Source organism: Streptomyces sp. NPDC054956 (genome assembly GCF_053609185.1).
This window is the reverse complement of sequence record NZ_JBSGXB010000096.1, coordinates 1-23,209: the sequence shown is the minus strand read 5'-3', so window position 1 is coordinate 23,209 and position 23,209 is coordinate 1. Positions and strand designations below refer to the sequence as shown.

Annotated in this window: 18 protein-coding genes and 3 pseudogenes; 7 read left to right on the top strand and 14 right to left on the bottom strand. The window is 72.7% G+C overall.

Annotated elements, in window-relative coordinates:
• Window positions 1–227: 227 nt before the first annotated feature.
• The 3 genes from ACWGDE_RS17460 to ACWGDE_RS17450 form a co-directional block, all read right to left on the bottom strand.
• Window positions 228–1,367, bottom strand: coding sequence for a calcium:proton antiporter (locus ACWGDE_RS17460; RefSeq protein WP_453389858.1), 1,140 nt, complete (start codon window positions 1,365–1,367; stop codon window positions 228–230).
• 135 nt (window positions 1,368–1,502) lie between these two features.
• Window positions 1,503–3,101 carry an acyl-CoA synthetase gene (locus ACWGDE_RS17455; protein WP_453389859.1) on the bottom strand — a complete coding sequence of 533 codons (1,599 nt, stop codon included), beginning with the start codon at window positions 3,099–3,101 and terminating at the stop codon, window positions 1,503–1,505.
• 17 nt (window positions 3,102–3,118) lie between these two features.
• A complete protein-coding gene (locus tag ACWGDE_RS17450) occupies window positions 3,119–4,225 on the bottom strand; it encodes a nitronate monooxygenase (RefSeq protein WP_453389857.1) in 1,107 nt (368 codons plus the stop codon).
• Window positions 4,226–4,370: 145 nt separating this feature from the next.
• Between ACWGDE_RS17450 and ACWGDE_RS17445 the strand changes: the two genes are divergently transcribed.
• Both ACWGDE_RS17445 and ACWGDE_RS17440 read left to right on the top strand, forming a co-directional pair.
• Entirely contained in the window at window positions 4,371–6,251 is a 1,881-nt protein-coding gene (locus ACWGDE_RS17445; RefSeq protein ID WP_453389856.1) for a serine hydrolase, read from the top strand.
• Between the two features lie 82 nt (window positions 6,252–6,333).
• Window positions 6,334–7,122: an alpha/beta fold hydrolase gene (locus ACWGDE_RS17440; RefSeq protein WP_453389855.1), complete on the top strand. Its 789-nt coding sequence runs from the start codon at window positions 6,334–6,336 to the stop codon at window positions 7,120–7,122.
• A 32-nt stretch (window positions 7,123–7,154) separates the two neighbouring features.
• Here the strand turns inward: ACWGDE_RS17440 and ACWGDE_RS17435 are convergent, their stop codons facing one another.
• On the bottom strand, window positions 7,155–8,006 hold the full coding sequence (locus tag ACWGDE_RS17435; protein WP_453389854.1) for a LysR family transcriptional regulator: 852 nt from the start codon (window positions 8,004–8,006) through the stop codon (window positions 7,155–7,157).
• Between the two features lie 103 nt (window positions 8,007–8,109).
• Here ACWGDE_RS17435 and ACWGDE_RS17430 point away from each other — a divergent pair, with 103 nt between their 5' ends.
• Together ACWGDE_RS17430 and ACWGDE_RS17425 are read left to right on the top strand one after the other, a co-directional pair.
• A complete protein-coding gene (locus ACWGDE_RS17430) occupies window positions 8,110–8,841 on the top strand; it encodes an SDR family oxidoreductase (protein WP_453389853.1) in 732 nt (243 codons plus the stop codon).
• A 197-nt stretch (window positions 8,842–9,038) separates the two neighbouring features.
• Complete coding sequence (locus ACWGDE_RS17425; RefSeq protein WP_453389852.1) at window positions 9,039–9,506, top strand: nitroreductase family deazaflavin-dependent oxidoreductase; 468 nt, start codon at window positions 9,039–9,041, stop codon at window positions 9,504–9,506.
• Between the two features lie 45 nt (window positions 9,507–9,551).
• On the opposite strand, the gene ACWGDE_RS17420 is transcribed toward ACWGDE_RS17425, so the two are convergent.
• The 3 genes from ACWGDE_RS17420 to ACWGDE_RS17410 are packed head-to-tail and all read right to left on the bottom strand — an operon-like array spanning window position 9,552 to window position 14,263.
• Window positions 9,552–11,132 carry a phytoene desaturase family protein gene (locus ACWGDE_RS17420; protein WP_453389851.1) on the bottom strand — a complete coding sequence of 527 codons (1,581 nt, stop codon included), beginning with the start codon at window positions 11,130–11,132 and terminating at the stop codon, window positions 9,552–9,554.
• Window positions 11,129–13,327: a protein kinase domain-containing protein gene (locus tag ACWGDE_RS17415; RefSeq protein WP_453389850.1), complete on the bottom strand. Its 2,199-nt coding sequence runs from the start codon at window positions 13,325–13,327 to the stop codon at window positions 11,129–11,131. Before ACWGDE_RS17415 ends, ACWGDE_RS17420 begins: the two co-directional genes overlap by 4 nt.
• Window positions 13,328–13,354: 27 nt before the next feature.
• A complete protein-coding gene (locus ACWGDE_RS17410; protein WP_453389849.1) occupies window positions 13,355–14,263 on the bottom strand; it encodes an oxygenase MpaB family protein in 909 nt (302 codons plus the stop codon).
• 176 nt (window positions 14,264–14,439) lie between these two features.
• On the opposite strand from ACWGDE_RS17410, the gene ACWGDE_RS17405 reads away from it, so the two are divergent.
• Window positions 14,440–15,225 carry an SDR family NAD(P)-dependent oxidoreductase gene (locus ACWGDE_RS17405; RefSeq protein ID WP_453389848.1) on the top strand — a complete coding sequence of 262 codons (786 nt, stop codon included), beginning with the start codon at window positions 14,440–14,442 and terminating at the stop codon, window positions 15,223–15,225.
• 59 nt (window positions 15,226–15,284) lie between these two features.
• Window positions 15,285–16,515: pseudogene (locus tag ACWGDE_RS17400) on the top strand (APC family permease).
• Between the two features lie 176 nt (window positions 16,516–16,691).
• Here ACWGDE_RS17400 and ACWGDE_RS17395 read toward each other — a convergent pair.
• The 7 genes and pseudogenes from ACWGDE_RS17395 to ACWGDE_RS17365 form a co-directional block, all read right to left on the bottom strand.
• The gene (locus ACWGDE_RS17395) at window positions 16,692–17,789 is read right to left on the bottom strand and encodes an HNH endonuclease signature motif containing protein (RefSeq protein ID WP_453389847.1); all 1,098 of its coding nucleotides are present in this window, start codon (window positions 17,787–17,789) and stop codon (window positions 16,692–16,694) included.
• 286 nt (window positions 17,790–18,075) lie between these two features.
• Window positions 18,076–19,266: an acyl-CoA dehydrogenase family protein gene (locus ACWGDE_RS17390; protein ID WP_453389846.1), complete on the bottom strand. Its 1,191-nt coding sequence runs from the start codon at window positions 19,264–19,266 to the stop codon at window positions 18,076–18,078.
• Window positions 19,267–19,444: 178 nt separating this feature from the next.
• Window positions 19,445–19,543: pseudogene (locus tag ACWGDE_RS17385) on the bottom strand (RNA-guided endonuclease InsQ/TnpB family protein); the annotation flags it as partial.
• Between the two features lie 88 nt (window positions 19,544–19,631).
• Window positions 19,632–19,871: pseudogene (locus tag ACWGDE_RS17380) on the bottom strand (LLM class flavin-dependent oxidoreductase); the annotation flags it as partial.
• Window positions 19,872–19,993: 122 nt separating this feature from the next.
• A complete protein-coding gene (locus ACWGDE_RS17375; RefSeq protein ID WP_453389845.1) occupies window positions 19,994–20,515 on the bottom strand; it encodes a hypothetical protein in 522 nt (173 codons plus the stop codon).
• A gap of 25 nt (window positions 20,516–20,540) precedes the next feature.
• On the bottom strand, window positions 20,541–21,377 hold the full coding sequence (locus tag ACWGDE_RS17370; RefSeq protein WP_453389844.1) for a class II fructose-bisphosphate aldolase: 837 nt from the start codon (window positions 21,375–21,377) through the stop codon (window positions 20,541–20,543).
• On the bottom strand, window positions 21,374–22,276 hold the full coding sequence (locus tag ACWGDE_RS17365; protein ID WP_453389843.1) for an SIS domain-containing protein: 903 nt from the start codon (window positions 22,274–22,276) through the stop codon (window positions 21,374–21,376). The genes ACWGDE_RS17370 and ACWGDE_RS17365 overlap by 4 nt, the downstream gene beginning before the upstream one ends.
• A 183-nt stretch (window positions 22,277–22,459) precedes the next feature.
• Here ACWGDE_RS17365 and ACWGDE_RS17360 point away from each other — a divergent pair.
• A partial coding sequence (locus ACWGDE_RS17360; RefSeq protein ID WP_453389842.1) for a DeoR/GlpR family DNA-binding transcription regulator occupies window positions 22,460–23,209 on the top strand: 750 nt, incomplete at its 3' end.

Here is a 23,209-nt window from a genome sequence, read left to right as displayed (position 1 = left end):
GTCCCGCGCACGAAGAACCGGCTCCCCGGCGTCCGGCGGCGGTGATGCCGTAAGACTCTCGTCATCCGGGAGCGGTCGCCGCGGGTGGGGTCGGTCGGATTGGATGGAGCTCCGGACCGGAGGGAGTGTATCCGGCGAGCCGATGTAGTGGAGGAACCGGAATGGGACGGCCGCACGGCGCCCGGGTCGGGGGTCGGCCGTACGCGGCCGTACGCGGCCGGGCGCGCTCAGGGGCTGACGGCGAGGAAGAGGTACGCCGCCAGCAGCACGATGTGGACGCCGCCCTGCAGGAGCGTGGCGCGGCCCGGGACGATGGTGAGGGCGCTGACGACCACGGTCAGCGCGAGCAGCACCATGTGGAGCGGTTCGAGGCCGAGCATCAGCGGCCCGGAGAGCCAGACCGAGGCGAGCGCGATGGCCGGGATGGTCAGGCCGATGCTGGCGATGGCCGAGCCGTAGGCCAGGTTGAGGCTGGTCTGCACGCGGTCGCGGCGGGCGGCGCGGACGGCGGCCAGGGTCTCGGGCGCCAGGACCAGCAGCGCGATGATCACACCGACGACGGCGTAGGGCAGTCCGAGGTCCGCGACCCCGCGTTCGATGGTCGGGGAGACCGCCTTGGCGTTGCCGACGACCGCGACCAGCGCGACGAGGAGCAGACCGAGGCTGATCACGGCGGCGCGGGCGGTGGGCGGTTCGGCGTGCTCGTCCTCTTCGCCGGCCGCGGCCGCGGCGGCGGCCTGCGCGGCCTCCTTGCGGATCCGCTTGGTGTCGACGGGCAGGAAGTAGTCGCGGTGACGGACCGTCTGCACGGCGATGAAGAGCCCGTAGAGGGCCAGGGAGGCGGTGGCCGCGAAGGCCAGCTGCGCCGTGGAGAACTCGGGGCCGGGCTTGGTGGTGGTGAAGGTGGGCAGCACGAGGCTGAGTACGGCCAGGGTCGCGACGGTGGCGAGGGCCGCGCCCGAACCCTCGGCGTTGAAGACGGCGACGCGGTTGCGCAGGGCCCCGACGAGCAGGGACAGGCCGACGATGCCGTTGCAGGTGATCATGACGGCGGCGAAGACGGTGTCCCGGGCGAGGGAGGAGGTCTTGTCCCCGCCGTCGGCCAGCAGGGTGACGATGAGGGCCACTTCGATGACGGTGACGGCGACGGCGAGGACGAGGGAGCCGAAGGGTTCGCCCACCCGGTGGGCCACGACCTCGGCGTGGTGGACCGCCGCCAGCACCGCGCCGGCCAGGCAGAGGGCGACCAGGCCCACGGCGAGTGCCGGCAGATCGCGTCCCCAGCTGAAGGCGAGCGCGACGAGGGCCACCACGGGGACCACGACGGTCCAGTCGGTCAGGGGGGATCTGTGCGTTGCCGTACTCATATCAGCCAACTTGCCAGAAGTGATCCCTTTGTGCGGCGCAACGGCCGCCCTCAGGGCTCTGACGTGGCACTTCTCACGAACGCTCCGGGCGTGGCGGGCGTGCGGCGGGCCGGCCCCGCGGGGTCGGCCCGGCTCTCACATCGCGCGCTCGTGGCCCTCCCAGTACGGATCGCGCAGCCGGCGCTTGTACAGCTTGCCGTTGGGGTCGCGCGGCATGGTCTCGATGAAGTCCACGGTCTTGGGACGCTTGTACCCGGCCAGTTGGCGCTCGCAGTGGTTGAGGATCTCCGCCGCCAGCGCGTCGCTCGCCGCGAAGCCCTCGGCGGGCTCGATGACCGCCTTGACCTCCTCGCCCCAGGAGGGGTGCGGGATGCCGAAGGCGGCGGCGTCCGCCACTGCCGGATGGGTGAGCAGGGCCGACTCGATCTCGGCCGGGTAGATGTTCACCCCGCCCGAGATGATCATGTCGATCTTGCGGTCGCGGAGGAAGAGGTAGCCCTCCTCGTCCATCAGCCCGAGGTCGCCGACGGTGAAGAAGTCGCCGATGCGGTTCTTCTTCGTCTTGCCCTCGTCCTTGTGGTAGCTGAAGCCGCCGGTCTTCATCTGCATGTAGACGGTGCCCAGTTCACCGGGCGGCAGCCGGTTGCCGTCGTCGTCGAAGATGGCGAGTTCGCTGATCGGCCAGGCCCTGCCCACGGTTCCCGGCTTCTTCAGCCAGTCCTCGGCCGTCGCGAAGGCGCCGCCGCCCTCGCTCGCCGCGTAGTACTCCTCCACGCAGGTGCCCCACCAGTCGATCATCGCCCGCTTGACGTGGTCCGGGCAGGGCGCGGCGCCGTGGATGGCGTGCCGCATCGAGGAGACGTCGTACGCGTCCTTCGTGTCCTGCGGGAGCGCGAGGAGCCGGTGGAACTGCGTGGGGACCATGTGGGTGTGTGTGCACGCGTGCCGGTCGATCAGGCGGAGCATCTCCTCGGCGGTCCACTTGTCCATGAGGACCAGCGGGTGCCCGATGTGCAGGGCGGCGGCCGCGAACTGCAGGACGGCCGTGTGGTAGAGCGGCGAGCACACGAGGTGGACGTTGCCCTCGAAGGCGCGGATCCCGAAGATGCCCAGGAAGCCGCCGAGGTACGTCTCCTCCGGGAGCTTGCCGGGCAGCGGGCGGCGGATGCCGCGCGGCCGGCCGGTGGTGCCGGAGGTGTAGTTCATGACCCAGCCGAGCGTGCGGTCCTCGGGGGCGGTCTCCGGCTGCCCGTCGAGCAGCTCTCCGTACGAGCGGAAGCCCGCGACGGCTCCGACGGCGTAGCGGTGGCTCGCGGGCAGGCCCGCCTCGTCGGCCGCGGCGGTGGCGGCGTCGGCGAACCGCTCGTGGGCGATGAGCACCTTCGCGCCGGAGTCGGAGACGATCCAGGCGATCTCGGGGCCGACCAGGTGGTGGTTGACCGGGACCAGGTAGAAGCCGGCCTGGGAGGCGGCGAGGTAGGCGGTGAAGAACTCGACGCCGTTGGGGAGGACGACCGCGAAGACGTCGCCCTTCTCCATACCGGCGGCGCGCAGGCCGTGGACGAGGCGGTTGACGTCGGCGTGCAGCCGCGCGGCGGACCACTCCTCGCCCTCGGGGGTGACCAGGACGGTGCGGTCGGGGTCGGCGGCGGCCTGGGCCCAGAATCCGTTGGGGGGCTGCGCGGCCGGCGCGGGGGACGGGTTCTGCGCGGGCGTGCTCGGTGAGTCGGTCATGTCGCTGCTCACGCCTCTCAGGCTCGGCCGGCGATGCGGTTGATGCGGTCGATGGCTCGCTCGAAGCCGCTGGTGAGGTCGTCGAAGACGGCCTGGACGCTGCGCTCGCTGTTCATCCGCCCGACGATCTGGCCGACGGGGGTGCCGAGCAGCGGCTGGATCTCGTACTTCTGGATGCGGGAGACGGCCTCGGCGACGAGCAGGCCCTGCAGCGGCATCGGGAGCGCGCCGGGACCCTCCGGGTCGTCCCAGGCGTCGGTCCACTCGGTGCGCAGCTGGCGGGCGGGCTTGCCGGTGAGGGCCCGGGAGCGGACGGTGTCACCGGAGCCGGCCGCGAGGAGCTTCTCGGTGAGGGCGCGGGAGTGCATGTCGGCCTCGGTGGTGGTGAGCCAGATGGAGCCGAGCCAGGCGCCCTGGGCGCCGAGGGCGAGGCCCGCGGCGATCTGCTCTCCGCTGCCGATGCCGCCGGCGGCGAGGACCGGGAGCGGGGCGACGGCCTCGACGACCTCGGGCACGAGCACCATCGAGGCGATGTCTCCGGTGTGGCCGCCGGCCTCGTAGCCCTGGGCGACGACGATGTCGATGCCGGCCTCGGCGTGGCGGCGGGCGTGCTTGGCGCTGCCGGCGAGGGCGGCGACGAGGACCCCGTGGTCGTGGGCGCGTGCGATGACGTCGGCGGGCGGGGAACCGAGGGCGTTCGCCAGGAGTTTGATGGGGTAGTCGAAGGCGACGTCGAGCTGGTTGCGGGCGACCTGCTCCATCCAGCCGGTGATGCGCCAGCCGGAGGCCTCGCCCTCGGCGAGCTCGGGCACGTGGTGTTTGGCGAGGGTGTCGCGGACGTACTCGCGGTGCGTGGCCGGGATCATCGCCTCGATGTCGGCCTCGCTGATGCCGTCGACGGCCTTCTTGGCGGGCATGACGACGTCGAGCCCGTAGGGCTTGCCGTCGGTGTGCTCCTGCATCCAGTCGAGGTCGCGCTTGAGGTCGTCGGGGGCGGTGTAGCGCACCGCGCCGAGGACCCCGAACCCGCCCGCGCGGGTGATGGCAGCGGCGACCGCCGGGAAGGGCGTGAAGCCGAAGATGGCGTGCTCGACTCCCAGTTTCTTGCTCAGCTCCGTCTCCATGGGCGGCAGGATGCCGCAGCCGGGCCGCCGAGGGAAGAGATTTTCTGATGCAGCGTCAGATTCTTTGCGGGCCGGTCGCTGCGGGGCCCGGCTTCTGGGCGGGCAGATACTCGGGAGGGCGCGACGGTGGACGGGAGGACCGGTCATGGACGAACGGAAGTCAGCCGGGAACGACGGTGAGGCGCAGACCGGAGGAAGCGGCGGCCACGGCAGCGGGAGCGACAGCGGCGGGAGCGACAGCGCAAGCGGCGGGCTCAGCCGGCGGCGGCTCGGCGCGCGGCTGCTGGCGCTGGGCGGCGTACTCGTACTGCAGGCGGCGCTGCCCGGGGCCGCGGGGGCCGCCGGGACGCCCGCCGAGCGGCGCTCACTCCAGGGACTGCGGCTGCGCTACGGTTCCGCCCGCCAGGCGGGACTCCTGGAGAGGCACCTCGAAGGGGTGGCGGACGAGGCGCGGCGGTTCCTCGGCCCCTCCCCCGAGCATCCGTACTACGCCGGCGCCGTGGTCCTGGCCGGCCGGGGCCGCACCGTGGCGCTGCACCGGGCGATGGGCGACGCCGTCCGGTACGCCGACTACGACGGCCGCACCGACCGGGTGCGGGAGTTCCCGGCCGCGGAGCGCATCGCGATGACGGAGGACACGGTCTTCGACCTGGCCTCGTTGTCGAAGCTGTTCACCTCGCTGCTGGCCGTGCAGCAGATGGAGCGCGGGCACCTGGAACTGGAGGCGCCGGTGAACCGGTACCTGCCCGAGTTCACGGGTGGCGGCAAGGAGGCCATCACCGTCCGCCAGCTCCTGACGCACACCTCGGGGCTGCGGTCCTGGGCCCCCTTCTACCAGGAGCCCACCCGGGCGGGGCAGTTGAGGCTCCTTTGGTCGGTGAGACCGCAGGAGACGCCGGGGACCGTCTACCGGTACTCGGACCTCAACCTCATCGCCCTCCAGCTGCTCTTGGAACGGATCACCGGTCACACTCTGGACCTGCTGCTCCAGGACGAGATCACCGCTCCACTCGGGATGCACCGCACTCGTTACAACCCACCGCTCTCCTGGCGCCGGGTCACGGCCGCCACCGAAGTGCAGCGCCCGCCCTGGTCCGGCCTCGACCGCGGGCTCGTCTGGGGCGAGGTCCACGACGAGAACGCGCACGCGCTGGGCGGCGTCGCCGGCCACGCCGGTGTCTTCGGCACCGCCTGGGACCTGGCCATCCTCGCCCGCACCCTCCTCGACGGCGGGGTCTACGCCGGCAAGCGCATCCTGCGCCCCGCCTCCGTCGAGCTGCTCTTCACCGACTACAACACCGCCTTCCCCGGCGACGACCACGGCCTCGGCTTCGAGCTCTACCAGCACTGGTACATGGGCGCCATGGCCACCCCGCACTCCGCCGGACACACCGGCTTCACCGGTACCTCCCTCGTCCTGGACCCCTCCACCGACTCCTTCCTGATCCTGCTGGGCAACTCCGTCCACCCCGTGCGGACCTGGCGCGCGGGCAGTGCCCCCCGCGTCGCCACCGGCAACCGCTTCGCCCGCGCGGTCCCCGTCCGCACCCGGCACGGGGGCCCGGCCTGGTTCTCCGGCATGGAGACCGGCGCCTCGGGCACCCTGACCCTGCCGCCACTCACCCCGGCCACCGACTCCGCCCGGCTGCGCTGCGCGGTGTGGTGGGACACCGTGCCCGGCGAGGGAGCCCTGCACCTGGAAGCCTCCGCCGACGGGCGGAGCTGGGAGCCGCTGCCCTTCAGCACCGTACGCACCACCGGCGGAGTCGCCGAGCAGTGGCCGCGCGGCTCCGTCGCGGGCTGGTCCGGCCGCATCTGGCACCGGCTCGAAGCCCCGCTCACGGCCTGGGCCGGCCGCGAGGTCCGGCTGCGCTTCCGCCATGCCGCGCAGGGCCGTTACGTGGGCCGCGGCGTCTACGTCGACGTCCTGCGCGTCTCGGAGCCCGCCCGCCTCCTCTTCGCCGAGGACCGGCCCGCGGACGCGTCCCGCATCGAGGCGACGGGCTGGTCCCGCTCGGCGGACTAGGCCGTCCCTTCCGGATCCTGCCGGGCCCGCGACACCGGCCGCACCCCGCGACACCGCCCGCAGCCGGCCCTAGCCTGGTGTCATGGCTACGGTGCAGGTCGGCGGGGTCGAGGTCGCCTACGCGCGCGCGGGTCAGGGACCGCCCCTGGTGCTCGTCCACGGAGCGGGCTGGGACGGCCGCATGTGGCAGCCGCAACTCTCGGACCTGGCCGACGAGTTCACCGTGGTCGCCTGGGACGAGCCGGGCGCGGGGCGCTCCTGCGATCTGCCGGCCGGCTTCGGCCTGGCGGATTTCGCGCACTGCCTCGCCGCCGTGATCGAGGCGCTGGGGCTCGGCCCGGCCCACGTGGCCGGGCTCTCCTGGGGCGGGACGGTCGTGCTGGAGCTGTACCGCCACCATCCGGGGCTGGTCAGGACGCTGATCCTGGCCGACACCTACGCCGGGTGGAAGGGCTCGCTGCCGCCGGAGGAGGTGGCGGCCCGCGTCGAGGGGACCGAGCGGATGCTCGCGGCGCCCCGGGAACGGTTCGATCCGGCCGTGCCGGGGCTGTTCGCCGGCGACCCTCCCGCCGCGTTCGTGCCGTTGCTGGGCGCGATGGACGAAGACGTACGGCCGGAGACCTTGGGAGCCGAGCTGTTCCTGATGGCCGAGACCGACCAGCGCGACCTGCTGCCCACGATCACGGTGCCGACCCTGCTCCTCTGGGGCGAGCTCGATGTGCGGTCACCCCTGAGTGTCGCCCATGCGTTCGAGGACGCGATCGCGGACACCGAGCTCGTGGTGCTCCCCGGTGCGGGGCACGTCAGCAACCTCGAGGCTCCGGAGCGGTTCAACCACGCCGTCCGCGCCTTCTGCCGTACCCACGCGTGACGAAAGGTGGAATCCGGCCGGGCGTCTCGGAGCTACTGGAGACCTGTCGCGGTCCGGACCAGGTCGGCGACGGCTCTGGACCGGCTGTGCGGTGGCCAGGCGATCACGGTGGTGACGTTCGGCGCGTCCAGCACGGGCACGGCGGAGAGGTCATCGGCCAGTTGGGCCCGGCACGAGTCCGGTGAGACCGCGCAGGCCCGGCCGAGCGCGACGAGCTGCAACAACTGCGCGTGGTCGCGGACCTGCGGGCCGGGGCCGGGCGGGTAGGTGCCGTCGGGGTCGGGCCAGCGCGGCAGGGGCAGGCCCGGCAGCCCGGTGATGTCGGCCATGTGCACATGGGCCCGGACGGTGAGCGGATGCCCGGCCGGAAGGATCACCACCTGGCCCTCCGTTCTGAGTTCTTCGGTGTGGAACCCGGCCGTCGAGTCGAACGGCCGGTGCAGCAGCGCCACGTCGGCCCGGCCCTCGCGCAGGAACCGTTCCTGCTCGGCCGGCCCGCACAGGATGACGTCGACGGGGACCGCGCCGGGTTCGGCGGCGTACGCGTCGAGCAGCTTCGCCAGCAGATCCCTGGACGCGCTGGCTTTCGTCACCAGGACCAGGCCGGGACGGCCGGTCGCGGAGACGGCGGCGCGGCGGGTCCTGCGCTCGGCGGCGTCGACCGCGTCGAGGGCGGCCCGGCCCTCGGCCAGCAGCACCGAGCCGGCCTCGGTCAGGGTGACGGTGCGGCTGGTCCGGTCCAGCAGTACTGCCCCGAGCCGGCGTTCGAGCTGCTGGATCGCCCGCGACAGAGGCGGCTGCGCGATCCCGAGCCGCTGCGCGGCGCGCCCGAAGTGCAGCTCTTCAGCGACGGCGACGAAGTAGCGCAGTTCCCGGGTCTCCATCCGGCCACGCTACTCCAGACCTCCCGTTCCATACCCTGACGGTATCGCCGCCCACCCGATCGGTCTTGGACCGCCGCCCGGGCCCGCGGGCAGCATGGTCCCCATGAGCGAACGAACGATCGCGCTGGTCACCGGCGCGAACAAGGGAATCGGCTACGAGATCGCGGCGGGCCTGGGCGCCCTCGGCTGGAGCGTCGGCGTCGGCGCCCGCGACGATCAGCGCCGCGAGACCGCGGTGGAGAAGCTGCGCGCGGCCGGGGTCGACGCCTTCGGCGTACCTCTGGACGTCACCGACGACGTGAGCGCGACCGCCGCCGCGCGGCTGATCGAGGAACGGGCCGGACGCCTCGACGTGCTCGTCAACAACGCCGCCATCACCGGCGATTGGCCGCAGGAGCCCACCCGGGTCGATCCCGCCACCATCCGGACGGTCGTGGAGACCAACGTGATCGGCGTCGTCCGCGTCACCAACGCGATGATGCCGCTGCTGCGCCGCTCCGCCTCACCGCGGATCGTGAACATGTCCAGCAGTGTCGGCTCCCTCACCCGGCAGTCAGGACCCGGTGCCGAGCAGACGACGGGTCCGATCGCCGTGGCGTACGCGCCCTCGAAGACGTTCCTGAACGCCGTCACCCTCCAGTACGCCCGGGAGCTGGCCGGCACGAACGTCCTGATCAACGCCGGCTGCCCCGGCTACGTCGCGACCGACCTCAACGGCTTCCGCGGCGTGCGCACCCCCGAACAGGGCGCGGCGATCGCCCTCGAGCTCGCGACCCTCCCCGACGACGGCCCGACCGGCCGGTTCTTCTCGGACGCCGGCGAGATCCCCTGGTGATGTGCCCGGCGGTGAGGTGAGCCCTGGAACCCGGCCCCCCTTCGGCCTTCTCGCCGCATTCGGAGGAACCGGGGCCCGCTGACCCATGGCCGGGCGGCCCCCGTACCCAGGAGCCTTCCTGTTCGTTGGTATGAGTTGTTGACTGTTCAACACGGAATCTCATACGACACCGACGACACGAAGGCGGGCACAGCGCTATGAGCGACATCGGCAGCGATATCGAGAGCGACATCGACTGGGACAACCCGATCGACCCCAAGCCCGGCTGGGTCCTGGACCACGTCAAGAAGTACGTCGGATCGGGCGGGACCGAGGGGCAGTACTGGAACAACACCCAGACCCTGCTCCTGACCACCATCGGCCGCAAGTCCGGCAAGCCGGTGCGCACCCCGCTCATCTACGGCGAGGACGGCGGCCGCTACCTCATCGTCGCCTCCAAGGGCGGCGACCCCGCGGACCCGCTCTGGTACCGGAACCTCTCCGAGCACCCCGAGGTCCGGGTCCAGGTCGGCCCGAAGGTCCTGCAGGGCATCGCGCGCACCGCGAGCTCCGAGGAGCGGACCGCGTTCTGGCCGCTCATGGTGAAGCACTGGCCCTCGTACGACGAGTACCAGGCCAAGACCCAGCGGGAGATCCCGATCGTGGTGATCGACCCCGTCGCCTGACCGCGGGTCCGCGGGCGGCGGGGGCGTCCCGGCCGGGGCGCGGCGTCAGTGCCCCAGCACCGCCATCGCCGCGTTGTGCCCGGGGACCCCGCTGACGCCGCCCCCGCGCACCGCGCCCGCGCCGCACAGCAGGACGCCCGGGTGGTCCGTCTCCACGCCCCACCGGCCGCCGTCCCGGTCCGGCTCCGCGTAGGGCCAGGACAGGTCCCGGTGGAAGATGTGGCCGCCGGGCAGGCGCAGTTCGCGCTCCAGGTCGAGCGGGGTCTTGGCCTCGATGCACGGGCGGCCGTCCGCGTCGAAGGCCAGGCAGTCGGTGATCGGTTCGGCCAGGTGGGCGTCGAGCTGGGCGAGGGTGGCGGCGAGCAGCACCTCCCTCGCCCCCTGGTTGTCGCGTTCGAACAGCCGGGCCGGGGCGTGCAGTCCGAAGAGGGTGAGGGTCTGGTAGCCCTGCGCCGACAGCTCCGGTCCCAGGATCGACGGGTCCGTCAGCGAGTGGCAGTAGATCTCCGAGGGCGGTACGGAGGGCAGTTCGCCGCTCGCGGCCTCCGCGTGGGCCCGGGCGAGCTGCTCGTAGCCCTCCGCGATGTGGAAGGTCCCGCCGAAGGCCTCCCGGGGGTCGACGGAGGTGTCGCGCAGCCGCGGAAGCCGCCGCAGCAGCATGTTGACCTTGAGCTGGGCCCCCTCGGGGGCCGGCCCCTCGGGCTCCTCGCCCGTCAGCTCGGCCAGCGCCCTGGGCGAGGCGTTGACGATCACCACCCGTCCGGCGACGCGGCCCTCGCCCGTCGCCGTCCGGAAGGTCACCTCGGACGGCTCGGCCTTGCCGCCGGGGTCGATGCGCAGCACCTCGTGCCCGGTGGCGATCTCCGCGCCGGCCGCCAGCGCTGCCCCCGCCAGGGCGTCGGTGAGCGCGCCCATGCCGCCGACGGGGACGTCCCAGTCCCCCGTGCCGCCGCCGATCACGTGGTAGAGGAAGCAGCGGTTCTGTGCGAGCGAGCGGTCGTGGGCGTCGGCGAACGTGCCGATCAGGGCGTCCGTGAGGACGACCCCGCGGACCAGGTCGTCGGTGAACTCCCGCTCCACCGCCTGCCCGATGGGCTCCTCGAACAGCATCCGCCAGGCCGCCTCGTCGTCGACGCGGGCCCGCAGTTCGGCGCGCGTGGGCAGCGGCTCGGTCAGCGTCGGGAAGACCCGTCCGGCCACCCGCCCAGTGGTCGCGTAGAAGGCGCGCCAGCTCTCGTACTCCCGGTCCGAGCCGGTCAGCCGCGCGAAGGATTCCCGGGTGCGCGCCTCTCCGCCGCCGACGAGCAGACCGCCGGGCCGGCCGGCGCGCTCCACGGGGGTGTACGAGGAGACGGAGCGCTTGCGGACCTCGAAGTTCAGCCCCAGATCGCGCACGATCTTCGCGGGGAGCAGCGAGACGAGGTAGGAGTAGCGGGACAGGCGGGCGTCGACCCCGGCGAACGGCCGGGTGGACACGGCGGCCCCGCCGGTGTGGCCGAGCCGCTCCAGCACCAGTACGGATCTGCCCGCCCGTGCCAGGTAGGCCGCGGCGACCAGGCCGTTGTGGCCGCCGCCCACGATCACCGCGTCGTACACGTCCGAACCGAAGCCCCGCGAGGTCGTCATGGCTCTTGGTAGCACACCTGCCCGAGCCGCTCCAGGCAGTGCGCCTCGTCGGCGTGGGCGGCGACCGTGTCGGGATGGTCGTCGCCCAGCGACCGTTCGCGGATGCCGGACAGTTCCCGGTAGACCGGCAGCGCCTCGTCCCAGCGGCCCAGCCGGCCGAGCCCGACGGCGAGTTCCCGGTGGCTGACCAGCGTGTCGGGGTGTTCGGCGCCGAGCGCCCGGGCCCGCGCCTCGCCCACCTGCCGGGCCTCGGCCACCGCTTCCTCCCAGCGCTCCAGGCGCCCCAGGTTCACCCCGAGTACGTGGCGGGCCCGCAGCGTCTCCGGGTCGGCGGCCCCGTAGGCGCGGGTGCGGTCGCGGACCAGCTCCCGGAACAGCTCCAGGGCCTGGTCGGAGCGTCCGGTGCGGCCGAGCGCGATGCCCGCCTCGTACCGCGCGGCGAGCGTGTCGGGGTGGTCGCGGCCCAGGACCCGGGCCCGGACGGCGGCGATGTGCCGGAACCCCTCCAGGGCCTCCTCCCAGCGCTCCAGGCGGCCCAGCGCGTACGCCGCCTCGTAGCGGGTCAGCAGCGTGTCCGCGTGCTCCGCCCCCAGGGCCTCCGCCCGGTCGGCGGCGACCTCGGCGGCGACGGCGTGGGCCTCGGAGAAGCGGCCGAGGGCGCCGAGGGCGCAGGCCAGGTTGTGCCGGCAGCGCAGGGTGTCGGGGTGGCTGCGGCCCATCGTCCGCTCGCGGCCGGCGAGCACCGCGCGGTAGCCCTCGTAGGCCTCCTGGTGGCGGCCGAGCAGGCCCGTCTCGTACGCGGCCTCCTGCCGTGCGGCGAGGGTGTCGGCGTGGTCCGGGCCGAGCACCCGGGCCCGGCCCTCGGCCACGGCCCTGTACCCGGCGAGGGCCTCCTCGGTGCGGCCGGCCCGGCTGAGGGCGAAGGCCCGGGCGTGCCCGGCGTCGAGCGCGGCCCGGCCGGTGGGGTCGGCGGCGGCGCGCGTGACCCCGTACGCGGCGGTGAGCCGCGGGTCCTCGGCCGGGCGCGGCCGCACGACGGACGGCGCGCCGGCGGACGGTACGGCCGGGTTCGCGGCGGACGGTGCGGACGCCACGGCAGAGGTCCCGGCGGCCTGCGCGGCCGGGACCCCGGAGGGCGGCGCCGCCGGGGAACCCGCGTGGGCGTGCGGGCCCGGCACGGGCTGCTCGCCGCTCGGGCGGGCGGCCGTCCACGAGCCGGTGAGGACGGCCCATTCCCCGCTCGCGGGGCGGGCGTCGATGCCGGCCTTGCGACCGGCGGTCATCCCGCCGGCCCATTCGGGCAGTGGCGGGTGCGCGCCCGTCCCCGCGCCGGGGCCGAGGCGGGCCTCGACGAGGCGCCGGTGCAGGTGGCGGGCGTCGCCCGGGCGGTCCTCCGGGCACTTGGCGAGCAGGTCGAGCACCAGCCGCTCGAAGTAGCCGGGCAGCTCGGGCCGGTGCTCGCGCAGGGGCACGGGCGCGGTGTCGCGGTGGCCGACCAGGACGGACCAGGAGTCGCCGAGGTCGAAGGGCGGGGCGCCGGTGGCGATCTCGTAGAGGACGCAGCCCAGCGAGTAGAGGTCGCTGCGGTGGTCGACCTCGCCGCCCGCGATCTGCTCGGGCGACATGTAGTGCGGGGTGCCCATGGCCATGCCGCCGCCGGTCAGCTTCGCGGTGAAGCCGATGTCGGCGGCGAGCCGGGCGATGCCGAAGTCGCAGATCTTCACCGTGCCGTCGGTGAGCCGCATGATGTTCGCGGGCTTCAGGTCCCGGTGCACGACGCCCTGGTCGTGGGTGTAGCCGAGGGCGGCGGCCATCTGCTCGGCGATGTCGACGACCACGTCCACGGGGAGCGGGCGCGCTTCGTTGTCCTCCAGGAGCTGGCTGAGGTTGCGGCCCTCGAGGAGCTCCATGACGAGGTAGAGGGGACCGCCGGCGGCGCTGTCGTCGCCGAAGTCGTGGACGACGGTGACGCCCCGGTGCTGGAGGGACGCGGCGACGCGCGCCTCGCGGCGGAAGCGCTCGCGCAGCACCTGGGTGAAGTGGGCGTCCTGCTCGGGCCCTATGGGCTTGAGGCATTTGACGGCGACCTGCCGGCCCAGCGACTCGTCGCGGGCCCTCCACACCTCGCCCATGCCCCCACGGCCGATCAGATCGAGCGACCGGTACCGGCCTTGGATCAGTCTGGACTCCGCCATGTCTTGAAGTCGCCCCCGTGTGTCGTGCTACGCCCTCCCCGGCCGGTCCAGTATGGCCGCTGATGTACGCAGTGTGTACGGCGCGGGGCGGCTCCCGGGGCCCATGCGGCGCATCGCTTTCAAGATGTGACCTGGAGGCAGCTGCCAGCGTAGACCTGCGGGAATGCTGCGCAGCAGGCTACCGGTGAGACGCAGGCGGCGGGTGACGGTGCGCGGGGCCGGTGCGGGGCGGCCGTACAGCTGGTGCGCCCAGCCGGGGAGGGTGTCGTAGGCGAGGGCGGCGAGCGGACGCCACACCAGATTTCGGCCAGGAACCAGGAGGGGGTGCACCGGCGGGCCGTCCAGGAAGGCGTCGACGGCGTGCGCGTCGGGCCCGGCGGCGAGCTCGGGGCGGATCCGCTCGAAGTAGGCGACCAGCTCGGCGGTGTCGGCGGGTACCCCGGACGGGTCCAGCCCGACGAGGCGGGCGTTGACGAGGTTCTCGGCGACGTAGCGGTCGGCCTGGTCGGGGCTGAGCGGTACGCCCGAGCGGCGCAGCACGTGCAGGAAGCTGTCGATCTGGGCGCAGTGGATCCACAGGAGGAGCTCGGGGTCGTCGACGCGGAACCGCTCACCGGTGACGGGGTCGGTGGCCGAGAGCATGCTGTGGATCTTGCGGACGCGGGCGCCGGCCCGTTCGGCGGCCTCGGTGGTGCCGTAGGTGATGGTGCCGACGAAGTCGGCGGTGCGGATCAGCCGGCCCCAGGCGTCGCCCGGGCCCTCCGCGCCGCCGAGCGCGGTGCTGTTCTCCATGACCCCGCGGACGGCGCGCGGGTGCAGGGCCTGGAGGTAGAGCGCGCGGACTCCGGCGATCCACATGATCGGGTCGCCGTGGCACTGCCAGGTGACGGATCCGGGGCCGTAGAGCCCGGGATCGGGACTTTCGCTCTCACCCATGCCCGTTCCTCCCCCTCGTTCGCGCTGCCGTTCCCACCCGCCGGCCCGTCCGGACCGCCGTCCGCCCGTGCGGGGCCGCCCTTCCAGCATTCCACCGGTGGACCGCCCGTACGCGCCACTAGGATTTCCCGTCGGCGGACCGCACCCGCTTCCCCTCGGGACGAGGAGGCACGGTCATGCGTACGGGACGGCTCGAAGGACAGCTCGACGGCCGGCGCGAAGGGCGGCGCGAAGGGCAGCTCGCGGGACAGGTCGCCGTGATCACCGGCGGTTCGGCCGGCATCGGCCTGGCGACGGCGCACCGCTTCGTACGGGAGGGCGCGCGGGTCTTCATCACCGGCAGACGGGCGGAGGAGCTCGCCTCGGCCGCCCTGGAACTGGGCCCGAACGCCGTCGCCGTGCCCGGTGACGCCTCCCGCGTCGAGGACCTGGACCGGCTGTACGCGGCCGTCGCGGAGGAGGGCCGGCCGATCGACGTACTGGTGGCCAACGCGGGCGGCGGTCCGGCGGGCGGCTTCGCCGAGTTCACGGAGGAACAGTTCGACGCGACCTCGGACCTCAACTTCCGGGGCACCTACTTCACCGTGCAGCGGGCCCTGCCGCTGCTGCGGGACGGCGCCTCGGTCGTCCTGCTGGGCTCGGCGGCCGGCTCCTCGGCGTCCACCCGGTTCGGCGTGTACGCCGCCACGAAGGCCGCCGTACGGTCGCTCGCGCGCAGCCTCGCCCTGGAGCTCGCGGGGCGCGGCATCCGGGTCAACACCCTCAGCCCGGGCCCGGTCGACACCCCGGCCCTGGCGCAGGCGCCCGCCGGCGTACGGGAGCGGGCCACGGCCGGGGTCCCGCTCGGCCGGGCCGGGCGTCCGGAGGAGGTGGCAGCGGCGGCGCTGTTCCTCGCCTCCCGGGAGAGCAGCTTCATCACCGGGATCGAGCTCTTCGTCGACGGCGGGGCCGGCCAGGTCTGAACCGGGTCCGAGCCCGCCTTCCGTGTGCGGGACCCGGGGCGGCTCCCGAGCATGGGGCGATGGCCACCACGGAAGAGACTTCCGACGAGATCGAGGCCGGGACCGGCGCCGGTGCCGGCCGCGGGACGAAGGGGCAGTTCATCTCCTGGGCGACGCTCGCCCTGATGACGACCGCCTCCGTCGCCAGTCTGCGCCCCTCCCCCTCCACGGCGATCTACGGCCTCGCCGCGATCTTCCTCTCCCTGCTGCCCGCCGTCGTCTTCCTCCTCCCCACCGCCCTGGTCGGCGCCGAGCTGGCCTCGGGCTGGTCCGGCGGCATCTACCGGTGGGTGAGCGAGGCGCTCGGCAAGCCGCTCGGGTTCCTCGCGGTGTGGTGCCAGTTCGCCATGACCATCGCCTACTACCCGAGCCTGCTGGCGTACGTGGCGAGCACCTTCGCCTACGTCATCGACCCGGGGCTCGCCGAGAACGGCCTGTACGTCGCGATCGTCATCGTCGTCGTCTACTGGAGCGGGGTCTGGATCCTCTCCCGGGGGACCAGGACGGTCGCGGGGCTCTCCTCCGCCGGGCTCGTCATCGGCACGCTGGTCCCCGGCGTCCTGCTGGTGCTCCTGGGCATCGTCTTCCTCGGCCAGGGCAACCGGCGTACACGTCTCCTCGCTGCGCCGTCCGAGGAGCGAGTACCCGAGGTCGATGTTCCTGGCGACCGGCCTGGTCCTGCTGATCTTCAACCTTCCGGCCCTGGCGATCGCGTGGGTGATGCCCTCGAAGGAGCTGAGCCTCACGGCCGGGCTGATGCAGGCCTTCGAGGCCTTTTTCGACCACTTCCACATCGGCTGGATGACGAAGGTCGTCGGCGTGATGCTGGTTGCGGCCGCGCTCGGCGTCAACCAGTACGGCATCCCGCGGAACGTCATGGAGATCGGCGTGCTGTACGCGTTCAGCAACGACGTCACCAGCGCGTACTGGAAGTTCTCGGTGATCACGGTGCAGATCTACCTGATCGCCTACCTGCTGATGTTCGCGGCGGTGGTCGAGCTCCGCAGGAGCCGGCCGGAGGTCGAACGAGGCTTCCGGGTCCCCGCCGTCACCTGGTGGCCGGGACCCGGCGCCGTGGCCTCGGTCGCCACCCTCTTCATCGGCTTCGTACCGCCGGACCGGTTCAGCGGCCAGCCCCTGTGGCGCTACCTGCTGATCGTCGGCGGCGGGCTGCTGGACCGGGGCATCCTGGCGCCGCCCTGCTTCCTGAAGTTCCGCAGGCCGAGCTGGGTCCACCCGGACCACCGGTAGGCAGCACGGAAGCCGCAACGGTCGTCCACCAGCACGGATCCTTCTCCTCTGCTCCGAACCGCTTCCGTGTGTACTGCTCGTCACGAGTGTGCGAGCGGCCACTCGCGCCGCACACGACACCCGCCTCGGCGGAGTACTCGGGCCTCGCCCCGGGCCCATCAGGTGAGAGAACAAGCTCACTCGGGGGCGAAGAGGCTGGCATGCCGCTGCCTGGCGATATCGCGCAGGATCGGTATCAGCTCGTGCCTGCTTCTCCCGTACGTCTTGATGCGGTGGCAGTTCGGGCACAGGGCAATCATCTGTACGGGGTCGTCGGCGCCGCCGGCGGCGATCTCGTCGATGTGGTCGACGTCGAGGAGTGGGGCGCCTGCGTCGGTGAAGTCCTCTGGTTGGCCTCCGCAGCGGGGGTTCTCGCAGCGGCCGCCACTGCGCAGAATCACGGCGTCGCGGGCGGAGGAGAGCCGCACAGGCCGGGCGTTGGCCGGGCGGCGCTGACCGCGGGTGGCTGCCTGCCGATCCTCGGTGAGGCGGACGAGACGTCGGTACTCCGTGGCTCTCTGAGCCTGCGAAGGGGGTGCGAATGGCGCAGCTGGGGCAGCCGAGGGCACGACGGTCCGCCGGGCGGGCTCGGTACTGACCGGGTACGCGAAGTTCACGGGCGCCAGCCGTTGGGGCGGGAGCGGCACAGGGGTGGGGTTCAGTTCCCGAGCGGGCAGGGCCCCCGGGGCGGAGGTCGGTTGCGGGACCTTGCGGTGTGAGCTGATGTAGCAGGCTACGGATTCGGCGCCCTGCTTGGCTCCGGGGCGTGAGCCTTGTTGGAGTACTCGCACCTGGTCACGTACGGCGCGGTCGGTCCAGAAGCTGATGGCGGCGATTCTGGTGCCCACCGGGGATCTGAGAACAGCATCGATCTGTGCCCGGTTGTAGAGCACCTCCGAGTCGCTGGGGCTGTCACCCCCGAAGCGGTAGGCGTTTTCCGGGATGAGGGCGTTCAAGGCGGTCTTGGACCACCCGGCCGCCCGCAGCATCGGGGAGGTGAGCCAGTGGGTCCCCAGGTCGCCGGGTTCCGCGGTGATGAGGAAGACGAGCTCGGGGAACCCGGTGAGGTCCCGGCGCTCACTGTGCCGGTTCGCGATGCGAAGTTTGGTGTCGGTGAGGGCTGCGTCATCCTCGGCCTCCGGGCGGGAGCCGCGTTGGATGTGCAGGACCCGGCCGCGAACGATTCTGTCTTGGAAGAACTCGTCGGCCTTGGGGTTGGAGAGTTGCTCGCGCATGAGGGGTGAGCTCCTCATCGCTTCGATCTGGGCGCAGTGGAAGAGGACGTCTCCGCTGGGCGCGAGGCGTTCGGGTATCAGTGCGTCGATGGCGGGACGGGCCCAGCGCAATCGCACGAGACCGGCACGGAAGAGCCATACCTGGCCTGGGGCAACGGGTCGGGTCCGCCGCCTGCTTTGCGGTGCGTTGCGATGGGCCACGCAGTCCTCTCCTCAGAGCAGAAAGAAGGAATGCGGCGGGGCGGTCCGCCGATACGCCCGCGCCTGGTACCGGGTAGCCCCCGGCTCAGCGGCGGACGCGCGGCATGCCCAGGCCGATCCACGAGATGATCTCGCGCTGGATCTCGTTGTTGCCGCCGCCGAAGGTGAAGATCACCGCGCTGCGGTAGCCGCGCTCCAGTTCGCCGTGCAGGACCGCGCCCGCGGAGCCGTCCTTGAGGGAGCCGGCCGCGCCGACCACCTCCATCAGCCAGGCGTACGCGTCCCTGCGCGCCTCGGAGCCGTAAACCTTGACGGCGGAGGCGTCCTGCGGGGTGAGGGTGCCGTCCTGGACGGCGTTGACCATCTGCCAGTTGAGCAGCTTCATGGCGTCGAGGCGGGCGTGGGTGCGGGCGAGGCGGCCGCGGACCCAGGAGAGGTCGATGACGCGGCGGCCGTCGGCGAGCTTGGTCTCGGCGGCCCAGCGCTGGACGTCGTGCAGGGCGCGGATGGCCATCGTGCCGTGGGCGGCCAGGGTGACCCGCTCGTGGTTGAGCTGGTTGGTGATCAGCCGCCAGCCCTTGTTCTCCTGGCCGACGCGGCGGCTCGCGGGGACGCGGATGTCCTCGTAGTAGCTGGCGGTGGTGTCGTGCGAGGCCAGGGTGTTGATGAGGGTGCAGGAGTAGCCGGGGTCGGCGGTCGGCACGAGGAGCATGGTGATGCCCTTGTGCGCGGGGGCCTCGGGGTCGGTGCGGACGGCGAGCCAGACCCAGTCGGCGGTGTCGCCGTTGGTGGTCCAGATCTTCTGCCCGTTGACCACGTAGGTGCCGGTCTCCTCGTCGCCCTCGCGCACCGCCTTGCACTTGAGGGCGGCGAGGTCGGTGCCGGCGTCCGGCTCGCTGTAGCCGATGGCGAAGTCGATCTCGCCCGCGAGGATCTTGGGGAGGAAGTAGGCCTTCTGCTCGTCGGTGCCGAACTGCATGATCGTCGGCCCGACGGTGTTGAGCGCCATCAGCGGCAGCGGTACGACGGCCTGGGCGGCCTCGTCGAAGAAGATGAACTGGTCCATGGGCGACATGCCGCGCCCGCCGTACTCCTTCGGCCAGCCGACCCCGAGCCAGCCGTCGGCCCCGAGCCTGCGGATGGTCTCCCGGTAGAAGCGCTTCTGCGCGGCCGGGTCCTCGTACCGGCCGTAGACGTCCTCGGGGACCAGCTCGGCGAAGTAGGCGCGCAGCTCGGTGCGCAACTGCTGCTGCTCAGGCGTGTATTCGAGGTGCACGGCCCCTCCGGGTCTCTTGTGGCTCAAGGTCTCGCGGTCGTCCACCGCCACCGCGGGGGCAGAGTAGAACCTGTTCCAAGAATCCGGAAGGGTCAGCGGACCACCACCCCGATTCCCGGGAGCCCGGGGCGGATCAGGACCTTGACGTGCTCCTCGGGGCGGCGCAGGGAGGCGAAGGCCCGCACTCCGGGTTCCTGCACACGAACACAGCCTGGGACTCGCGACTCCCGGGCGTCGTCAAGCCACACGCTGAGCAGCGCAGGCTGGTGCCGGGGGCGGTGCGCACGGACGATGTTCAGGTCCGTCATCGCGCGGGAGCGCCGGGGGCCGACCCCCATCATGTGGACGTCGGAGGGCAGTTGGCCGGTCCCGAGCCGGATCCGGGTGGTCCGCTCGGCGGCGGCCGCGAGGAACAGCTCGGGCGAGGCGGTGATCTCGTAGCCCGCGCAGCGGTGCTCCCCCACCCAGACCTCGTCGTACCCCAGCCGGTCGAGGGCGGTGACCAGGTCGAGGTCCCGGCCCAGCTGGAGCGCGGGGTCCCGGTCCGGCCGGTGGCAGGGGGCGAGGAACACCCCGAAGCGGTGGGGGAGATGCGGCTGCGGCATGTGCGGTGGCCTTACCTCGTCGGCTCCTGCTCCCGCCTCCGGCGAAACACCGCCCCCGCCGCACGTTCAACGCCCGCGCGGCCGCCCTCCCGCTGAGTGGGAACTCTCCCCCGGGGCCCGGCTCAGCTGTACAGGAAGACGTAGTCGAAGTAGACGAGGTCGCGGATGCCGTCGAAGGAGAAGCTGCCCGTCGGCACCACGTTCAGGCCCTCCGCCAGGGCGCGGCTGTCGTAGGTGTCGCTCTGCCGCCAGGCCGCGCTGGAGGGGACGTACGGCTTCAGCTTGTCCGGCAGCGTGGACAGTGTCGTGACCTCGAACTTGTGGGCGGGATCGCGCAGGATCCGGTTCCCGGTGCCCGCCTTGAGGCGGGCTATCCCGACGAGGCGTACGCGGGAGTCCGGGCTCGGTATCGACCGGTCGTTGTTGGACTCGTCTATGTCGTAACCCAGCCAGTGCGCGTCGGTGACGTCGCCCAGCGCGGTCCAGAAGCGCCGGTTCAGCGGCTCCAGGTCGGTGCGGACCTTCTCGCTGTCCTCCTCCTCGGGCCAGAGCGCGTAGCCGAGCCCCGCCCCGGCGAGCAGCAGCGGGACCCCCGCTCCCAGGAGGAACCGCCGTCTGTTGATGTGGCCCCGCTGCGTCTCCAAGAAGTCCCCCCGGTACCCGTGCCCGTCAGTTCAGGGCGCTGATCATAGCGGCGGCCGTCGCCTTCATCGCCTCCCTTGCGGCGGCCAAATACGGGCGGGGGTCCGCGGGGGTCAGATGGGTGCGGATGGCCTCGGTCATCGCCACGTTGAGGGCGGTGCCGATGTTGACCTTCCGGATGCCGCCGGCGACGGCCGCGGCGAGTTCCGCGTCCGGCAGGCCGGAGGATCCGTGCAGGACGAGGGGCACGTCGACGGTCTTGGCGAGCCGGCCGAGCAGGGCGTGGTCCAGGGCCGCGGTCCGGCTGGTCATGGCGTGGCTGCTGCCGATCGCCACGGCCAGCGCGTCCACGCCGGAGTCGGCGACGAACCGCCGCGCCTCGTCGGGGTCGGTACGGGCGCCGGGTGCGTGCGGGTCCAGCGGCGCGGCCCCGTTCTTCCCGCCGACCTCGCCGAGCTCGGCCTCGATCCAGAGCCCGTTGGCGTGCGCCCAGTCGGCGGCCGAGCGGGTGGCTTCCAGGTTCTCGGCGTAGGGCAGGTGCGCGGCGTCGTACATGACCGAGCTGAATCCGGCGTCCACGGCCTGGCGCAGCAGCTCGGAGCTCTTGACGTGGTCCAGGTGCAGGCCGACCGGCACCCCGGCGGCCTCGGCGACGGCAACGGCCGCACGGGCGATGGGCAGCAGCTGTCCGCCCCTGAACTTGACGGCGTTCTCGCTGAGTTGGAGGACGACGGGCAGGTCAGCCGATTCGGCGCCCGCGACGACGGCTTCGGCGTGTTCCAGCGTGATGATGTTGAAGGCGGCGACGGCGCGGCCCCGGGCCGCCGCCTCCAGGACGAGCCCGCCGGCGGAGACCAGGCTCATCGGACCGCTTCCTCTCCGCTGGTGAGGATCACCGAGCGGGTCAGGTTGCGCGGCGCGTCCGGGTCGAGCCCCTGGTGGGCGGCGACGGCCACGGCGAGCCGGTGTACGCGGACCAGTTCGGCGAGCGGGTCGAGGTGTCCGGCGACCCACTGGGCTCCGGTCCCCCGCACCTGGTCGGCCAGGCCCTCGGGAGCGTCGCCGAGCGACCAGGTGGCGGTGCCGGGCGCGGTGACGCTGATGGGTCCGTGCCGGTACTCCATGGCCGGGTAGGACTCGGCCCAGGACAGGGAGGCCTCGCGCATCTTCAGCGCGGCCTCGTTGGCGAGGCCGACGCTCCAGCCGCGGCCGAGGAAGGTGAACTGCCCCCGGGTCTCCAGCTCGGCGGGGAGCGGGTCGGTGAGCGCGGTGCGCCCGTCGGCGACCACGGAGGGGCTGTGCAGGCCGACGTGGGCGCGCAGCAGGGTCAGGGCCGTGGTGGCGAACCGGGTCTGGACCACGGACTGCTCGTCGGCGAAGTCCAGTACGACGAGCTCGTCGGCCAGGGTGATGACCGGGGTGGACGGGTCCCCGATGACGGCGGTGGTGGGTACGCCCGCGTCGCGCAGTCCGGCGAGCAGGTCGAGCACCTCGGTGGTGGTCCCGGACCTGGTCAGGGCGATGACCCGGTCGTAGCGCCGGTGGCGGGGGAACTCGGAGGCGGGGAAGGCGTCGGTCTCGCCCGCTCCGGCCTCCTCCCGCAGTGCGGCGGCGGCCTGGGCCATGTAGTACGAGGTCCCGCACCCGACGATCGCGGTACGCTCCCCCGGCCGCGGCAGCACCGCCCGGCGTTCCGGGGCCAGTTCGGCGGCCCGCTCCCAGCATGCGGGCTGCGTGCCCAACTCGTACGCGACATGGCTCATGGCGGCTCCCTAGCGCGGTGCGTGCACCCCTGAATGCTTGTTCCTGCAAGATACTGCTGCTTTTCGCGCAACTTCAAGCATCTCAGGGGTGATCTCCTGCGTTAATGTCGATACGTAGGCCAAGAGGGCACGCCGAAGCGAACAGCGAGGCGAAGACCGGATCACAGATCGAAGGGGCGGCCGATGACCCGCAAGGAACGCTGGCAGACACTGCTGGACCTGCTGGTGGAGCGGGGCGAACTGGAGGTGGAGCCCGCCGCCGAGGCCCTCGGCGTGTCCGCCGCCACCATCCGCCGCGACCTCGACCAGCTCGCCGAACAGCAGCTGCTGGTGCGCACGCGCGGCGGAGCGGTCCTCCAGGGGGTCTCGTACGAACTCCCGCTGCGCTACCGCACCTCGCGCCGGGCCGCCGAGAAGAGCCGGATCAGCGAGACGGTCGCGGCCCTGATCGTCCCCGGCGAGGTGATCGGCCTGACCGGCGGCACCACGACCACGGAGGTGGCCCGCGCGCTGGCCGCCCGGCCCGACCTCGCCACCGGCTCCCCCGCCCTCACCGTCGTCACCAACGCCCTCAACATCGCGAGCGAGCTGGTCATCAGACCCCAGTTCAAGATCGTGCTGACGGGCGGCGTGGCCCGGCCCCAGTCCTACGAACTCACCGGCCCGCTGGCCATGGAGGTGCTCGGGCAGCTCTCCGTGGACACCGCCGTCGTCGGCGTGGACGCCTTCGACCCCGCCGACGGCGCCGCCACCCGCCACGAGGACGAGGCGGCCATGAACCGGCTGCTGTGCGAGCGCGCCCGCCGCGTGGTGATCGCGGCGGACTCCAGCAAGCAGGTCACCGACGTCGAGGGCATCGTGACGGGCGTGCGCACGTACGGCTCGCGCGGCTTCTGGATCCAGGACCCGGACGCCGACGACGACGCGGCCACC

Bases quoted from the DNA above. Each gene is read 5' to 3' on its own strand.
- ACWGDE_RS17420 (WP_453389851.1), bottom strand. From the start codon at position 11,132: ATGACGACCTCGCGGGGCTTCGGTTCGGACGTGTACGACGCGGTGATC.
- ACWGDE_RS17425 (WP_453389852.1), top strand. From the start codon at position 9,039: ATGAGCGACATCGGCAGCGATATCGAGAGCGACATCGACTGGGACAAC.
- ACWGDE_RS17440 (WP_453389855.1), top strand. From the start codon at position 6,334: ATGGCTACGGTGCAGGTCGGCGGGGTCGAGGTCGCCTACGCGCGCGCG.
- ACWGDE_RS17365 (WP_453389843.1), bottom strand. From the start codon at position 22,276: ATGAGCCATGTCGCGTACGAGTTGGGCACGCAGCCCGCATGCTGGGAG.
- ACWGDE_RS17430 (WP_453389853.1), top strand. From the start codon at position 8,110: ATGAGCGAACGAACGATCGCGCTGGTCACCGGCGCGAACAAGGGAATC.
- ACWGDE_RS17395 (WP_453389847.1), bottom strand. From the start codon at position 17,789: ATGCGCGAGCAACTCTCCAACCCCAAGGCCGACGAGTTCTTCCAAGAC.
- ACWGDE_RS17405 (WP_453389848.1), top strand. From the start codon at position 14,440: ATGCGTACGGGACGGCTCGAAGGACAGCTCGACGGCCGGCGCGAAGGG.
- ACWGDE_RS17370 (WP_453389844.1), bottom strand. From the start codon at position 21,377: ATGAGCCTGGTCTCCGCCGGCGGGCTCGTCCTGGAGGCGGCGGCCCGG.
- ACWGDE_RS17435 (WP_453389854.1), bottom strand. From the start codon at position 8,006: ATGGAGACCCGGGAACTGCGCTACTTCGTCGCCGTCGCTGAAGAGCTG.
- ACWGDE_RS17450 (WP_453389857.1), bottom strand. From the start codon at position 4,225: ATGGAGACGGAGCTGAGCAAGAAACTGGGAGTCGAGCACGCCATCTTC.
- ACWGDE_RS17410 (WP_453389849.1), bottom strand. From the start codon at position 14,263: ATGGGTGAGAGCGAAAGTCCCGATCCCGGGCTCTACGGCCCCGGATCC.
- ACWGDE_RS17445 (WP_453389856.1), top strand. From the start codon at position 4,371: ATGGACGAACGGAAGTCAGCCGGGAACGACGGTGAGGCGCAGACCGGA.
- ACWGDE_RS17455 (WP_453389859.1), bottom strand. From the start codon at position 3,101: ATGACCGACTCACCGAGCACGCCCGCGCAGAACCCGTCCCCCGCGCCG.
- ACWGDE_RS17415 (WP_453389850.1), bottom strand. From the start codon at position 13,327: ATGGCGGAGTCCAGACTGATCCAAGGCCGGTACCGGTCGCTCGATCTG.
- ACWGDE_RS17460 (WP_453389858.1), bottom strand. From the start codon at position 1,367: ATGAGTACGGCAACGCACAGATCCCCCCTGACCGACTGGACCGTCGTG.